The organism is Bradyrhizobium sp. A5 (assembly GCF_042076515.1).
Lineage (GTDB): Bacteria > Pseudomonadota > Alphaproteobacteria > Rhizobiales > Xanthobacteraceae > Bradyrhizobium > Bradyrhizobium cosmicum.
Genome location: NZ_CP148990.1, coordinates 2,625,280 through 2,639,679 on the forward strand (window position 1 = coordinate 2,625,280; position 14,400 = coordinate 2,639,679).

General features: G+C 64.1%; 16 protein-coding genes and 2 pseudogenes. 10 read left to right on the forward strand and 8 right to left on the reverse strand.

What is annotated here, in order from left to right; genetic code table 11:
* Nucleotides 1-160 precede the first annotated feature (160 nt).
* The gene (locus WHZ77_RS12465) at nucleotides 161-586 is read left to right on the forward strand and encodes a twin-arginine translocation pathway signal (protein ID WP_375313930.1); all 426 of its coding nucleotides are present in this window, start codon (nucleotides 161-163) and stop codon (nucleotides 584-586) included.
* A gap of 13 nt (nucleotides 587-599) precedes the next feature.
* Here WHZ77_RS12465 and WHZ77_RS12470 read toward each other — a convergent pair.
* Nucleotides 600-1,801, reverse strand: a pseudogene (locus tag WHZ77_RS12470) (FAD-dependent monooxygenase).
* 19 nt (nucleotides 1,802-1,820) lie between these two features.
* Nucleotides 1,821-2,066, reverse strand: a complete 246-nt coding sequence (locus WHZ77_RS12475; protein WP_008562814.1) for a zinc-finger domain-containing protein — start codon at nucleotides 2,064-2,066, stop codon at nucleotides 1,821-1,823.
* A gap of 292 nt (nucleotides 2,067-2,358) precedes the next feature.
* Here WHZ77_RS12475 and WHZ77_RS12480 point away from each other — a divergent pair, with 292 nt between their 5' ends.
* The 3 genes from WHZ77_RS12480 to WHZ77_RS12490 all read left to right on the forward strand — a co-directional run bounded on the left by WHZ77_RS12480 (nucleotide 2,359) and on the right by WHZ77_RS12490 (nucleotide 5,319).
* Nucleotides 2,359-3,495: a hypothetical protein gene (locus WHZ77_RS12480; protein WP_375313931.1), complete on the forward strand. Its 1,137-nt coding sequence runs from the start codon at nucleotides 2,359-2,361 to the stop codon at nucleotides 3,493-3,495.
* A gap of 33 nt (nucleotides 3,496-3,528) precedes the next feature.
* Nucleotides 3,529-4,284 carry an alpha/beta fold hydrolase gene (locus WHZ77_RS12485; protein ID WP_375313932.1) on the forward strand — a complete coding sequence of 252 codons (756 nt, stop codon included), beginning with the start codon at nucleotides 3,529-3,531 and terminating at the stop codon, nucleotides 4,282-4,284.
* Nucleotides 4,285-4,767: 483 nt separating this feature from the next.
* On the forward strand, nucleotides 4,768-5,319 hold the full coding sequence (locus WHZ77_RS12490) for an Imm21 family immunity protein (RefSeq protein ID WP_375314710.1): 552 nt from the start codon (nucleotides 4,768-4,770) through the stop codon (nucleotides 5,317-5,319).
* Nucleotides 5,320-5,383: 64 nt separating this feature from the next.
* On the opposite strand, the gene WHZ77_RS12495 is transcribed toward WHZ77_RS12490, so the two are convergent.
* Both WHZ77_RS12495 and WHZ77_RS12500 read right to left on the reverse strand, forming a co-directional pair.
* Nucleotides 5,384-6,823: an IS1182 family transposase gene (locus WHZ77_RS12495; RefSeq protein WP_375311387.1), complete on the reverse strand. Its 1,440-nt coding sequence runs from the start codon at nucleotides 6,821-6,823 to the stop codon at nucleotides 5,384-5,386.
* A gap of 730 nt (nucleotides 6,824-7,553) precedes the next feature.
* Complete coding sequence (locus WHZ77_RS12500; RefSeq protein WP_375313933.1) at nucleotides 7,554-8,912, reverse strand: hypothetical protein; 1,359 nt, start codon at nucleotides 8,910-8,912, stop codon at nucleotides 7,554-7,556.
* A gap of 289 nt (nucleotides 8,913-9,201) precedes the next feature.
* Here WHZ77_RS12500 and cysE point away from each other — a divergent pair, with 289 nt between their 5' ends.
* Both cysE and WHZ77_RS12510 read left to right on the forward strand, forming a co-directional pair.
* A complete protein-coding gene (cysE, locus tag WHZ77_RS12505) occupies nucleotides 9,202-10,026 on the forward strand; it encodes a serine O-acetyltransferase (protein WP_015685202.1) in 825 nt (274 codons plus the stop codon).
* A gap of 136 nt (nucleotides 10,027-10,162) precedes the next feature.
* On the forward strand, nucleotides 10,163-10,381 hold the full coding sequence (locus WHZ77_RS12510) for a DUF3126 family protein (RefSeq protein ID WP_007602550.1): 219 nt from the start codon (nucleotides 10,163-10,165) through the stop codon (nucleotides 10,379-10,381).
* A 123-nt stretch (nucleotides 10,382-10,504) separates the two neighbouring features.
* On the opposite strand, the gene WHZ77_RS12515 is transcribed toward WHZ77_RS12510, so the two are convergent.
* Together WHZ77_RS12515 and WHZ77_RS12520 are read right to left on the reverse strand one after the other, a co-directional pair.
* A complete protein-coding gene (locus WHZ77_RS12515) occupies nucleotides 10,505-10,900 on the reverse strand; it encodes a PaaI family thioesterase (RefSeq protein ID WP_375313934.1) in 396 nt (131 codons plus the stop codon).
* 187 nt (nucleotides 10,901-11,087) lie between these two features.
* Nucleotides 11,088-11,795 (reverse strand): hypothetical protein, encoded by a 708-nt coding sequence (locus WHZ77_RS12520; RefSeq protein WP_375314711.1) that lies wholly within the window; start codon nucleotides 11,793-11,795, stop codon nucleotides 11,088-11,090.
* A 219-nt stretch (nucleotides 11,796-12,014) separates the two neighbouring features.
* Here WHZ77_RS12520 and WHZ77_RS12525 point away from each other — a divergent pair, with 219 nt between their 5' ends.
* Nucleotides 12,015-12,344 carry a hypothetical protein gene (locus WHZ77_RS12525; protein ID WP_375313935.1) on the forward strand — a complete coding sequence of 110 codons (330 nt, stop codon included), beginning with the start codon at nucleotides 12,015-12,017 and terminating at the stop codon, nucleotides 12,342-12,344.
* A gap of 78 nt (nucleotides 12,345-12,422) precedes the next feature.
* The gene (locus WHZ77_RS12530; RefSeq protein ID WP_375313936.1) at nucleotides 12,423-12,953 is read left to right on the forward strand and encodes a gamma carbonic anhydrase family protein; all 531 of its coding nucleotides are present in this window, start codon (nucleotides 12,423-12,425) and stop codon (nucleotides 12,951-12,953) included.
* 2 nt (nucleotides 12,954-12,955) lie between these two features.
* Here WHZ77_RS12530 and WHZ77_RS12535 read toward each other — a convergent pair whose 3' ends face one another.
* Together WHZ77_RS12535 and WHZ77_RS12540 are read right to left on the reverse strand one after the other, a co-directional pair.
* Nucleotides 12,956-13,120, reverse strand: coding sequence for a hypothetical protein (locus tag WHZ77_RS12535; RefSeq protein WP_375313937.1), 165 nt, complete (start codon nucleotides 13,118-13,120; stop codon nucleotides 12,956-12,958).
* Entirely contained in the window at nucleotides 13,117-13,344 is a 228-nt protein-coding gene (locus WHZ77_RS12540; protein WP_375313938.1) for a hypothetical protein, read from the reverse strand. Before WHZ77_RS12540 ends, WHZ77_RS12535 begins: the two co-directional genes overlap by 4 nt.
* A 96-nt stretch (nucleotides 13,345-13,440) precedes the next feature.
* Here WHZ77_RS12540 and WHZ77_RS12545 point away from each other — a divergent pair.
* Nucleotides 13,441-13,747, forward strand: a pseudogene (locus WHZ77_RS12545) (hypothetical protein).
* Nucleotides 13,748-13,850: 103 nt separating this feature from the next.
* Nucleotides 13,851-14,222, forward strand: coding sequence for a hypothetical protein (locus WHZ77_RS12550; protein ID WP_375313939.1), 372 nt, complete (start codon nucleotides 13,851-13,853; stop codon nucleotides 14,220-14,222).
* The last annotated feature ends 178 nt before the right edge of the window (nucleotides 14,223-14,400 follow it).

Sequence of the window (14,400 nt, forward strand, 5' to 3'; positions counted from 1 at the left end):
CAAATACTTAAGTCCACCTCCGGCCGTTTGGAATTGGCGCGCGTCGCGGGCCGGATGGATGGTTCTTCCTTAAGCGAGGCGACCGCGCAAGGCAAAGCCTCAATCCGGACATCTGGCCCTGCTTTAGGCATTCTCAATTCAAAAGGACTATCTTCCCGGCATGCCTGCTTCGTTTTCCTTCCGCCTGCGCTCATGTTGCGCGGCTGCCGCGTTCCTCGCGGCCGGTTTCGTGCTGTCCGGCTGCGCGGGTATGAGCGAGACGATCGCTCCGGCTTTCGCCGACCCTGCCAAATACGAATTGTACGACTGCAAGCAGCTCGAGGCGGAGCGCAAGGCGCTCGCCATCCGCACGACGGATTTGCAGAGGCTGATGGACAAGGCTGAGACGGGGACCGGTGGTGCGGTCGTGTCCGAGCTTGCCTATCGCAACGACTACGTTGCGGTGCGTGGGCAGGCGCAGCTCGCCGAAGACGCCTGGCGGCGCAACAGGTGCCGGGAAACCCCGCCTGGTGCGCCATCGGTGACCTCGGCGCCGCAGCGGCCGGACATCAAGCCGGCGCCGCCATCCGGTCGCGCCGTTCGCTGAGCCGAATTCCGCCTCAGGGGCGCCAGCCGTAGATCCAGTCCTGCCGCGCCAGCATCCGCTCCGGGCCGAGCGCGGGATCGCAAGATCGCGCGCGATCGCGAGCGGCCCGCCCAAATGATAGATGCGGCCCTGCTGCCGCGCGGTCCGCTGCACGCGCCGCACCCGCGCCTGGCGCGCGCGGCCATATTGCTTCAGCGCGGCTGTGATGCCGGCTGTGCTCCCGGCGGCCTCAGCGCTCAAATGCCGGGCCAGCACGGCGGCATCCTCGATCGCCATGCCGGCGCCCTGAGCCGCGAATGGCAGCATCGCATGCACGGCATCGCCAAGCAGCGCGACCGGGCCGTTGCTCCACGGGCAGCCATCGGGCACGCCGAACAGCGCCCATTTGCGCCAGCTGTCGACCGCGGCGAGCATCATGCGCGCCGCCGGCGGCCAGCGTGGCGCGGCGAAGGCGTCCATCACCTCGAACGGATCGCCCGGCGTGCTCCAGCCCGGCCTGTTCCAGGTGCCCGGCAGCACCGCGACCACGTTGATCTGGCGTCCGCCCGCGATCGGGTAGGCGACGAGATGGGCGTTCGGCCCCATCCAGAGCTGCACCCGCCGCGCGGTGAAATCCTTCGGCAGTTGCGTCGCGTCCAGCGTGCCGCGCCAGGCGATCAGCCCGGAGAAGCGCGGCTGCACTTCGGGGAACAGATGCTGGCGCACCGTCGACCAGATGCCGTCGGCGCCGATCAACGCGCTCGCAAGATCGCTGCGGCGGATCGTGCCGCTGCGGTGGACGACCGTCAGCCCCCTGGCGTGGGGCGCGACATCCTCGAAGGTCGCGCCCAGCTTCAGGTCGATATCGGGATGATCGGACACCGCGCCGGCCAGTGCCGATTGCAGGTCGGCGCGGTGCACCACCCAGTAGGGGGCACCCGCGCGCGCGGACGCGGCTTCGCCCAGCGGCATGCGCAGCAATTCGCCGCCCGCCCGCGCGCTCATGATGCAGAGCGCCTCGGGCGTGACGGCGCGCAGCTCGAGCCGCTCGGTCAGGCCGAGTTCGACCAGCACGCGGCTGGCATTGGGAGAGAGTTGCAGGCCGGCGCCGACTTCCTCGAGCCGCTCGGCCTTTTCCAGCACCACGATGCGGAAGCCACGGGCAGCGAGAGTAAGCGCGGCCGTCAGTCCACCGATGCCGGCACCGGCGACGACAATCGTGCGGGAGAGCGCCACCCCTGACCGATGCGGGCGGTCAGGCCACCTTGTCCTTCAGCACGCATTCCGGCGGACGGGCTTCACCCGGCTTCAGGTCGGCGGCGAAGCGGTACAGCGTCGAGCAGTAGGGGCAGATGATCTCGTTGTCGTTGCCGAGGTCCAGGAAGACGTGCGGATGGTCGAACGGAGGGTTGGCGCCGACGCACATGAACTCTTGCGAGCCGATCTCGATGACGGGAACACCGGCATCGTTGTGGAAGTGCGGGACGACATGGTCGGACATCGTAGTTCATCCTGGAGTGGCAATGGCGGCAGACACAATCGAGAACTGACGCGGCATCTTTGAGGCGCCGCGGACCATACTGGCGGGTGCAGCTGATTGCTAGTCCAGCGGAACCGAAAGGTTCGCAATCGCCCCATGCTCATTTGCTCATGCAAATTCGACACAATCTTGCGGCTTGAGAGAAGCCCTTCTTTCGTCGGGGACGTTGTGTCGCAATTTTGGCATACTATGTCTGTGGACAAGCGGGATTGCGACGAAAGACCAACCACAGGCAAGCATCCAGGCTCTCTGCATGAAGTGGCTGCGAATCAGCACAGCGTTGACCGGGATTGCAGCCTGCGGCTTCCTGCTCGCGCAGGTGGCGCCGCATGCCCGCGAGGCCGGCGCGATTTTCGCTGCCCAGGACGATCCGGCCGCGTTGTCCGAGCTCAAGCTCGACGCGCTGCTGCGGCAGGGCGACCATCTGGTGCAGGACAATATCGAGGCCGCGCTCGCTGCTGGTGATGCCGACCTCGCCGACAGCTTCGTGGCGCTGGCGCGTGACCGCAATATCGCGCTTTCAGACGATCTGCTGAGCCGCGTGAGCGATGCGGTCAAGGCCGAGAATTCCACCGCGCATTTTGCCAAACGGTTTGCCACCGGCCTCGTCACCGGAAATGCCGACGATGTCGCGAGCCTGTCAGGGACGGTGGCCGGCGATCTCTTTGTGATCGGCGATGTCAGGGACGTCGTGCGCGAGGGCAAGCACCTCGCGATGGGCGAGGACACCGACCACCTCGTGCTCGGCCTTGCGACTGCGGGCCTTGCGGTGACGGCCGTGACCTACGTGTCGGTCGGTGGCGCGGCGCCGGTGCGCGCCGGTCTGACGCTGGTGAAGGATGCGCGGAAAGTCGGGCGGCTCGGTGAAGGGCTCGCCGTGTGGGCGGGCCGGTCCGCGCGCGAGGTCGTCGACACGCCCATGCTGCAGAGCGCGGTCGCCAGGGGTTCGGTGTTCCGTCCGGGCGAGACCGTCAGTGCGATCAAGGCCGCGTTCCGAGCCGAGAAGGCCGGCGCGCTGGTCCGGCTCGGCAAGGACGTCACGCGCGTTGCCGAGAAGACCGGCACGCGCGGCGCCATGGACAGCTTGCGCATCGCCGAAGGCCCGAAGGATGTCGCGCGCGCGGCACGGCTTGCGGAAGCGCAGGGCGGCAAGACCCGCGCGATCATGAAGCTGCTCGGCCGCGGCGCGCTGCTGCTCGTCGGCGGCGCGTTCGACCTGGCGCTCTGGCTGTTCGGCGCGGCCCTGACGCTGTTCGGCCTGGTGTCGTCGATCAAGGCGACCACCGAGCGCGTCACCCAGGCCTGGTGCGATCGCAGGCGGGCGCGGCGGCTGCGCCGGGCGCAGATCGCCACTGAAGCCGCTCTGGCGAACGCGGCGCTGACCGCCTAGGATCAATCTCTCCCCTCAATACCGGAACTGATGATGCCGAGCTTTCACAACGGCGCCGTTGAAATTGCCTATCTCGACGAAGGCGAGGGCGACCCGATCGTCCTGGTGCACGGCTTTGCCTCCAGCAAGAACGTGAACTGGGTCTACCCGACCTGGGTCTCGGAACTGCGCAAGAACGGCCGCCGCGTCATCGCGCTGGACAATCGCGGCCACGGTGAAAGTGCGAAGCTCTACGACCCCGCGCAATATTCGATCCCGACCATGGCCGGCGACGTGCTCGCGCTGATGGACCATCTCGCGATCCCGCAGGCCGACATCATGGGATATTCGATGGGCGGACGCATGACGGCCTGGCTCGGTCTCAACCAGCCGCAGCGCCTGCGCTCGGCCATCCTCGGCGGCATCGGCATCGGCGGCCTGATCGAGGGCTCCGGGCCCGGCGAGAACGTCGCGAAGGCGCTGGAAGCGCCCTCGCTCGACGACGTCACCGATCCCGTCGGCCGCACCTTTCGCGCCTTTGCCGATCAGACCCGTTCCGACCGCAAGGCGCTGGCCGCCTGCCTGCGCGGCACGCGCGACCTCATGACGAAAGAGCAGGCCGCGCGCATCGACGTGCCCGTGCTGATTGCGGTCGGCTCGACCGACGACGTCGCGGGCTCCGCTAGCGCGCTCGGTGCGATCATTCCGGGCTCGGAAGTGCTCGACATCCCCAATCGCGACCACATGCGCGCGGTCGGCGACAAGGTGTATAAATCAGGCGTGCTCGACTTCCTGTCACGCCGCGGCTGAGGCCCGTTGTCTGAGGCGATGAGATTGTCGGCGGCTTGTCTTGAATGTCCCATCACGAGGCAAGGCAATCGCATATGGATTTCACGAGGACCGGGGGGCTTGCTCCGCCTCTCCCGCCTGCGGGAGAGGCCGACGCGCCCCGGGCGATGCGAAGCATCGTCCCGCGCGCGGCGGGTGAGGGTTCTCACCACACAGGGACATCCTCCGCAATTCTCGACAATCCCGACGCGGAGACACCCTCTCCCCAACCCTCTCCCGCAAGCGGAGGAGGGAGCCAACTGCCGATGTTGCCGCATGGTGCACACCACATGCGATAGCCCTGCATCACAGAGGGGCGTCCACTCCTTTCGGGGAGTCATCCACTCCTTCAATCGCAGAAATCTGGAGTCCGCTAAGGGGCGGCTATGGGACCTCAAATCGAAGCGGGTGGGAACGTCGGCTAAGGGCCCAATAGGAGAAATATCTGCTATCGTCCGACGCATGATGCGAACCCACACGTGGATAGCGACAACCGGCGGTCCTCATCTGCTGATTGCTGACGAACAACTGCCTTTTTGGCAGGGTATAGAGCGATGGCGAGATCAAAGGGATCAGACTGACCAAAGTGACTATGCTCGTGCGTGCAGAATAACAACTTGGCTGGGATCAATCCCCTGTCACCAAGGCAACGCCGTTGTGTTATCTGGCGATCAGGGCGACATAGCATGGTTCTCCGATGGCCAAGTTGACAGAGGCTTTCTCGTTCAATGGCTTGGCGTCGATGACGAACGACTCATCGAGCCTGCGTTGCACACGCCAGAACTGCGGGACCAGTTGGAGAGCCCAAACGCCGAGCGGCTTGAATTTGAGACAGGCGCGTCCGGTGCGATGTGGCTGATAGATGCATCGGATCGAGGGTTGCGCAGCAACCATGAGGCCCTGACGTTACGGCCGGGCAACTATCGGGCAAGAGCCGCTTACTATCGCTCCTCGGCGCTGGCGATTGTCGTTCGCGAAATCTGTTGGATCAGGCCGCCATCCAACGAAGTCAGCTAAGGGTCTTGGCCGTGTAAAAACTCCATCCCGGGAAAGCCGGGGAGAAAGCCGGACCGGTTCGGCGTCAGGCCACGATCGCGGCCATCAACGGCTTGGTCCCAACGATGTTCATAACCCGGGTCAGATTGTAGGCCAGAACCGAGAGGGCCATTTCGGCGGCTACTTTTGGGAGGGTTTTGGTCAGGAAGTGGGTCGCACCCATGCGCGCCTTCATGGTGCCGAACGGATGCTCGACGGTCTCGCGACGTAGTCGCATGGCGAGCGGGTTCGCATCGAGCCGCTGCTGCACGGCGTCGAGCAGATGCTCGTGTTCCCATCGCGTGATCCGTCGCTCGGACCCGGGCGTGCACTGGGTTTTGATCGAACAATTCTTGCAGGCGTTGGTCCAGTAGCGCCGCAGCATCTTGTCGGCTTCTTCGTTTGTATAGCGATACGGCAACCGCTCCCCGGCCGGACAACGATAGGCGTCGTCCTCCGGCAAATAGACAAAGTCCTGCTTGCCGAAGCGTCCGTCCGACTTGGCGCCCGAAGTCATCGGCTTGGGCAGGGTTACCGTGATGCCGGCCTCGTGGCAGGCGAGGATCTCCGGGCTGCTGAAGTAGCCGCGGTCGGCAACGGCCTCGAGGGTCTCGGTCTGCAGTACAGTCTTTGCCTGCCTGGCCATATTGGCGAGTTGCGCCCGATCCGAGCCGCTGTTCGTCACCTCATGGGTAATGATCAGGTGATGATCGGTATCCACAGCGACCTGCACGTTGTAGCCGACGACGCCCGAGCCGCGGCCGCTGGTTGCCATCGAGCGGCTGTCGGGATCTGTCAGAGATATCTGCTGGTCGGGCGAAGCCAGCATCTGCTTCTCGTAGACGGCAAGCTTGCCCATTTGCTCTTTCACCTTCGCCAGCTTCTCCTTGAGCCTTGTCACCTTCGCGGCCAGCGCTTCGGTCGGCTCCTGCCGGTCGGTGGTGTCAAGCTGGCTCAGATAGCGGGCGACGCTCTCCTCCAGTTGGGCACGCCGCCGCTCCACCTTTGCCCGCGTGAAGTTCCTGTCCCGGTTGTTAACGGCCTTGAACTTGCTGCCATCGATGGCAACACTCGCCGTCGCGAGAAGGCCCATCTCACGACAAAGCTCAACGAAGCGCGCACATACCTTGCGTAGCCCCAGGCTGTTGTCCTTGCGGAAGTCCGCGATCGTCTTGTGATCAGGCACGAGCCGGCCCAGCAACCACATCACCTCGACATTGCGGCCGGCCTCTCGCTCCAACCGCCGGCTCGACTGAACCCGGTTTAGATAACCGTAGATGTAAAGCTTCAGGAGCACCGAAGGATGGTACGACGGCCGTCCGGTCGCCGCCGGGGCCACCCCATCGAAGCCCATTTCCGCCAAATCGAGCGCATCGACAAACACGTCGATCACGCGAACCGGGTTGCCTTCGTCAATGAAATCATCGAGGCATTCGGGCAGCAGCGTCGACTGCCCACGATCCGCCTCTTCAATGAAGCGCCTCATCAATTCTCTCCCGAGAATCATCGAGAGAATCATAGCAGCGCAATGGCGTTTTCACACAGCCAGGGTCACTTGCGGACGTTGGCCCGAGCGCGGCTGTAGGCCAGCTATGGGCCAGTAGTCTGAGTAGGATGGGTTGAGCCCTTTGCGAAACCCATCATGCTTCTCCAGCGTCGAACGGATTGATGGGTTTCGCTGGCGCTCTACCCATCCTACGCGCTCAGATCGAAGCGGGTGGGAACGTCGGCAAAGGGCAACAAGAGACAATGCTAGCTTGCCTTGATAGACCGCCAACTGAGGGCTAGGCTTTCGGATATGCGAGACATTTACACGTCTGTTGATCTCCCTAACATCGCTGGCCGCTTGGTTGTCTTTGATTGGGAGAAGGGCTCGGGACCAGATGAGAATTTGGTGTGCTTGGAACCCGATGGGCGCGTCAGGTGGAGGGCCAAACTTCCTACAAATGATCCGAGCGACTGCTTTGTTGCGGTCAGGCTGGATGGCGACCTAGTCCGGGCCAATAGTATGAGTTGCTATGCCGTCTGGCTCGATCCCGCGACCGGCAGAACTTTAAGAACGCAATTCACAAAATGAATTGGGCAGACTGATTGTCAGCGCCGGGGCACGAACTGACTTCGCAGGCGTGGGGGAATTGAGAGTGTGTGCCTAGACGTGAGGTAGCCAGGCAAGAGATTGTCGATCTTTGGAAGATTTCCGATACTCCATCCCAGTCTCATCGCGCTCTGACATCGTCCCCAAACCGCCGCGCCAGCGCCATCAGCACCACGAAAGTCGCGACCCACACCATCCGCGCGCCGTAGCGGTCGTGAGGGCCCGATATCGCGGCGCAGATGAAGGCGTTGCCGAGCAGCGCCAGTGCGACGGTGGCCGCCAGCAGCGTCAGATCGTCCAGCCGGCGGCGCGCGAGCGAATGCGCGAGCAGGGCCACCAGTCCCAGCATCGAGATCAGTGCGACAGGAACGTGCAGCCGGTTGATGACGTCAAAGTTGAGCTCCCAGTTCTGCTGGCGCGCGGCGCGCATCGGCGCGGTCTGCGAGGGAATGTAACGCTCGATGATGCCGTAGGTGTGCGGAATCCAGACGGTGGTGCCTTCGCCGGTCGCCACATGCAGCAATTGCTGGCCCATCGCGCGCAAGGCCTCGGCGGCCTGCCATGCCGGATAGTCCTTCAGCGACTCCACGACGATGGTGCCCATCTCGTCGTCCATGCCTTCGAAGCGGCCGAGCGTGTTGAACATGCTGTTGCCCCACAGGAACTGGTCGGCGGTCGCCGGCAGTTCGTTGCGATAGGGACAGAGCTTGAAGTGTTCGCGCGGGCAGTGGTCGCCAAGAAAGCGCGCGACGATGCCGTCCTGCATCATGCGGCCGAAGGCGACGCCGGTGCCGCCGGGGGTCCAGGCCCATTTGCCCGACAGTGCGTGGTTCGCCGACACCAGCATCAGGCCGCCGGCGACGATCGTCAGGCTCGCCTGCGCCAGTCCGGCGATCGGGAGACGGCGCCCGAGGAACGGCCGCGCCATCCAGCCGGCGAGGCAGAGCCCGAGCAGCACGCCGAGCGTGGCGCTGTGGGTCGCGGCGGCAAAGGCCGTGAAGACGAACAGCGCGATCTTTTCGAGTGCCGAGGTTCGGCTTGCGCCGACGACCAGCAGGAATAGCGACAGAATCGAGAGTCCGGCAAAAATGTCGGTGAGCAGCATGCTGGCGAGCCAGGGCAGCGCGGTCGACAGGATCAGCAGGAGGCTGATCGCGACGAAGCGAAAGGTCTGCATCAGGCCGAGCACGCGCAAGGTGAACTGCAACAGCCACAGCGTCGCCAGCGACTGGATGGCGATGTTGATCCAGAAGCCGAAACTCTCGCCATAATGCAGATAGAGGCCGAACACGGTGGAGCGGCTGGGGACGAGATAACCTTCGTACCAGCGCGCCAGATAGCCGCCGGTATCCCATTGCAGTAGCGGATAGCCGTTCCAGAATGCCGGCGCGATCATGAGGAGGGGCAACGCCACCGCCGCCAGCCGCGGCCAGAACGAGCCCGCGGCGAGGCCGGGCCAATGATCGGTGGTGGTGGTCAAATCCGCTCCGTCCTCTTCCGGACCATGTCCGCAATAGCCGCTGGAATAGAATTCACCAATAGTTTGAGGCCGCATGGCTTGAATTTGCCAAAACCCTGACCATTTTGAGCCGACCTTGCCGCCTGGGGGCGTCAGAAGAAGCTATTGTGTTTCAAGGCGTTGGCATGCTTTCGCGGGGCAAGGCACTGTTCACTCTCAGGCAAGCCCGTCAGGACTTTGTCGCCTAGACTGTGTTATAGAGCCCGCAAAACGAGCCCATTCGAAAGAGCAGATCCCAGAGAGAAAACCCATGGCAGTGCATCAGGTCAATCCGGGAGGAAAGCTCGCGTCCCTCGATCCGATCTGGGATCGGATTCGCGGCGAGGCGGAAGACATCGTCCACCGCGAGCCCGAGCTTGCGACCTTCATCTATTCGACGGTGCTGCATCACGGCCGCCTGGAAGATTCGGTGATCCATCGTGTCGCCGACCGGCTCGATCACTCAGCGCTGTCGGGCGATCTGGTGCGCCAGACCTATGACGAGGCGCTGCGCGACGATCCCGATCTCGGCAACGCCTTCCGCGCCGATCTCGTCGCCGTCTACGATCGCGATCCCGCGACCTCGCGCTTCATCGATCCCTTGCTCTACTTCAAGGGCTTTCACGCGATCCAGACCCATCGCCTCGCGCACTGGCTCTGGCTGAAGGGCCGCAAGGATTTCGCGTATTATCTCCAGAGCCGCGCATCCGCGGTGTTCCAGACCGACATCAATCCCGCCGCGCGCATCGGCCGCGGCATCTTCCTCGACCACGCCACCGGATTCGTCTGCGGCGAGACGGCGGTGATCGAGGACGACGTCTCGATCCTGCACGGCGTCACGCTCGGCGGCACCGGCAAGGAGAACGAGGACCGTCATCCGAAGATTCGCCACGGCGTGCTGATCGGCGCCGGCGCGAAGATTCTCGGCAACATCGAGATCGGCCATTGCGCACGCATCGCCGCGGGCTCGGTCGTGGTCAAGCCGGTGCCGCACAACGTCACCGTTGCCGGCGTGCCCGCCAAGATCGTCGGCGAAGCCGGCTGCGCGGAGCCGTCGCGCACCATGGATCAGATGATCAACGCCACGGGACTCTAGGATGGGGATTTGATCTCGTGAGTTGAGGGCCGGAATCTCCAGCTCTTTTCGTCCCCAAATTCTTTGGCAATTCATGCTGGCGGTTCGTCGCGTCTCGTCCTAAAACCCGCCGACCAATTTCGATCGGAGACTTGCCGTGGACGTCAAAGAAGTCAGAAAGCTAGATGCGTATCTGAAGCGCGTATTCGGCAATCCCAAGATCCGCGTCGTGCCGCGGCCGAAGAAGGATGATTCCGCCGAGGTCTATATCGGCGAGGAATTCATCGGTGTGCTCTTCGTCGACGACGAGGACGATGATCGCTCGTTCCAGTTCCAGATGGCGATCCTCGAAGACGATCTCGTCGATCAGGAATAATTCTTTCGTCATTGCGAGCGAAGCGAGCAATCCAGAGTCCCTCCGCGGAAGCAGGCTGGATTGCTCCACACCGCTCGCACTGACGGATGCCATTTCCGCGGCTGGCGCCGCGGCCTCGTAACTCTATCTCTTCGCAAGAACGCGCAGCCGCGCTGTGGCATCAGCGACAGTGATGCCGCTGGCATCGACGAGGTCGGCTTGCACGACGATCTCGCGATCCGTCTGTTCGACGATGCGCGCACGTGCCGTGATGGGGCCGACCGCCGCGGGCTTCAGGAACCGTGTATCCAGACTACTCGTGACGACGGTCAGCCCGGATGAGAGCGCGGCCAGCGCACAGATCCCGGTGGCAGAATCCAGCATCGCCGCCAGAAATCCGCCCTGGATCGTCCCGTGCCTGTTGGTGAAAGCCGGCTGGGCCTGGAAGCGGATCAGCGAACGCCCGCTCTCGTCAAAGCCGAGCCATTCGCGTCCCAGCAATTGGGCGCCGGGTGGGATATGGCTTGCCGCCTCGTTCAAGTCGATCGTCCCATGATGGCATCATGCGCCTGTTTTGCCCGACGGGTCAAGTCGAATTTCGAAAAAGACGAAACATTAAATACTGCCGATACTTCGCTACTGTGCATGGGGTTGTTTTCGATTTTTTAGTCGGGAGGCTCCAGCCCATCGCTGCAAGCCGACATCGGAGAGGACAGAGACGCTGCGCTCAGCCCTTCGGCCCGCGCAACTGCGCCGTCAGCTTCTCCATCGCGTCCGCAACGTCGTGCCATTGCGACAGCCAGCTCCGCGGAAAGCGGAAGGTGAGGTCGGCGCCGCCGACGCGGCGGTCCGACAGGCACATGCCCGGCGTGGCCGCATCGCGCGTGCAGCGCGCGGTCAGGGCAGGGCTTGCAGCGGAATAGAAATCCTCGCTGCCATAGGGCGTGTCGCCGCGGAACATCCGCATCGTCAGCCCGTCGGCGGGCATCGTTGCGGCCTGGTCGAAATAGCGCGGATAGATCGTGGCCGTGCGCTGCTCGGGCGCCAGCGTATCGTGATGCGCTGCGATCGACAGGAAGATGCGATCGATCGGCTGCATCGTCGCGTCGACGCTGTCGGCGGTGACATGCTTCGGTACGCCAGGCGGCTCCAGCGAGGGATACAGGAAATCGAGGTCGATGCGCTCCTGCGGTCCGGAGTGCCGCTGGATCTTCATCCGGATCGCGGCCGCCGGCAGGTTGAACAGTGTGCCGCCGACGCTGACCGGCAGCTTGTCCGGCGCGTTCGCGCCGCCCGCGCCCCAGGTCGGCCACAGCAGGTAGGCGACGAGCGCGACCGCGCACACCGCGGCAGCGCCGCCGAGCACAATCGGGACGACATGCGCCCGGGGGCGCGTCCTGGAGGACCGGGAAGAGGTTGCCGAAAACACCGTCATGAGTTGCGCGAGCAGCCGGAGGTCGGCCGATGGCCGACGAATCAGCGGCGAATATGCCATGCGGCGGCGATTTCGCGGAGCATTCCCGGCTGTGGGCATGGGGGAGGGCCCTGCGCGGATGGGGTGGCGGCGTTAACCTTCGCTTAAGGATAAGGTAGCGTTAACCGGCACTATTTGTCACAGGAAGGCTCCGGCGTTGCGTAAGGGCGGACCGTTCCGATGACACCTGAAGCTCTCAATACCTTCTTCTCGATCTGCATCGGTTTCGCGCTCGCGGGCGCGCTCGTGAACGGATACCAGGCGCTCGCACAGCGGCCCGCCGGGTTCGCCCTGTTGCAGGATGGCGTGGCGCCGAAGACCTTTGCCGCGGTTCCGTTCCTGGTGTTCGCGGCGCCCTTCATCATCATGCGCAACACGCTGCGCGGCATGCAGGTGGAAAGCCGCCGCGTGGAATTCGTGATGATGGCGACCGTCATCGCCGGCTTCTGGAGCATGATGAGCGGGACCTTCTTCCTGATGACGCTGCGCGCGACCGGCGTGCTGGGCTGACGCGGGCATCCGGGCCGGGCCCTTTGCTTCAGGGCCACCGTTTCGCTATGGCTGGGGTCAAAATGACAGGAGACCTCCATGGCGATCTATGAGCTCGACGGGCAGGCGCCCGATCTTCCCGCCGACGGCGATTACTTCATCGCGGAGACCGCCACCGTGATCGGCCGTGTGCGCCTGAAACCGGGCGCGAGCGTCTGGTTCGGCGCGGTGCTGCGCGGCGACAATGAGTGGATCGAGATCGGCGAGGGCGCCAACGTGCAGGACGGCTCGACCTGCCACACCGATCTCGGCTTTCCCCTGGTCATCGGCAGGAACTGCACCGTCGGCCACAACGTCATCCTGCACGGTTGCACCATCGAGGAGGGCGCGCTGATCGGCATGGGCTCGATCGTGATGAACGGCGCGAAGATCGGCCGCAACAGCATCGTCGGCGCCGGCTCCGTCATCACCGAGGGCAAGGAGTTTCCCGAGCGCTCCCTGATCATCGGCTCGCCCGCGCGCGTGATCCGCACGCTCGACGACGCGCAGGTGCAGAAGATGGGAAGCGCGGCGAGGTTCTACGTCGCCAACGGTCCGCGCTTCAAGAAGGGCCTGAAGCGGATCGGCTGAACTCAGCTGCCTTCGGACTCGCCCGCTTCGATTGCGCCTGCGACCTTCTCGTGTCCGGCCGACCACAGCGCATGCTCGTCGCTGCCGCCTGAATAAGGATTGGCCTCGGCCGGAATGCCGTCGCGCGCGGCGCGTTCGCCCTCTGCAAAAGGATCGCGGTCGGTCATCGTGATCTGGCCTTTCTGGTTTTGGGACGCGCCGTCGTCTTGGCGTCGCCGCCGAGCCGGGCGCTCTTGCGCAGGGCGTCACTGAGATCGACGGGGATGCCGTGCTTCTTCAAGAGGTCGGCGAAGGCTTCGTCGGCGAGCTCCTGCAGCGTCCCCATCCTGTCGCGTCCCAATTGCTTCAGCTTGTCGAACGTGTCCTCGTCGAACGCGATCAGTTTGCGCATGATCGTGCCAGCCTCCCTTGGCTCAAGCTGATGCGGCGGCATTTGTTCAGGAACGGGTCGTGATCCGGGCCGTTGACTGCCAAAGGAGAATTTCCGATGGCCAATTCGCCTGCAACCGTTTCAACGAAGACGTTGATCGTGATCCTCAGTCTCGCGGCGATGCCGGCGGTGTCGTTCGCACAAGCAACCGACGGTGCATCCGGCTCGAGCGGATCGGCCGGAGGCGTCGCAAACTCTCCCGCACCCGCGCCTGGCACCAACAGCCTTGGCACGGCCCAATCGTCCGGTGTGTCTCCCGGTGGCACCACCGGCGCCGGCACAGGTGGGACCCACTGACGCCGCGGTCAATGCCGAAAACCGCGTCCTCGACAAGAAGCTGAAGAGCATCTGCCGCGGCTGCTGATGCTCGCGCGGAAGTGAGGCAGCTTGGCTGTCAGGAATGCCCTGATAGGGCTAGCTTGCTCCCTGCTTTGAGGCGTGGAGCGTGTCCACGCGGAGGATCGAGTATGTTACGCAAGGTGATGATGGCGGCTCTGGCCGTCACCGCGGTCGGGCTGTCGGCGCCGCAGGCGGCCCAGGCTCGGGGTGGTTTCGGGCATGGTGGCGGCTTCCACGGCGGCGGGGGCTGGCACGGCGGTGGCGGCTGGCACGGTGGCGGATGGCGTGGCCGTGGTTTCTGGCCTGGGCTCGCGATCGGGGCAGGTATCGCCGGCGCCGGCTACTACGGCGGCTATTACGGCTACGGCTATGGTTACGGCGGCCCCTATTACTACGGTACCGGCTATGACGATGGCGGCTATGGTGGCTGCTACGTGGTGCGGAAGCGCGTCATGACGCCGTCAGGCTGGCGATACCGTCGCGTGGATGTTTGCGAGTAGTAGCGACGCCGGGCCAGGCCGTTAAAAAACAAGGCCGTTGACGCAATATACCGTCAACGACCTTGCCAGCCCCGGACATTGAAATCGGCTCACGCCATCCGGTAACCACTACCATCGCGCGGAATCATACGGGCAAATGTGATCCAGTTCACAAGCGGCGAAAATAATAGTCCAATTG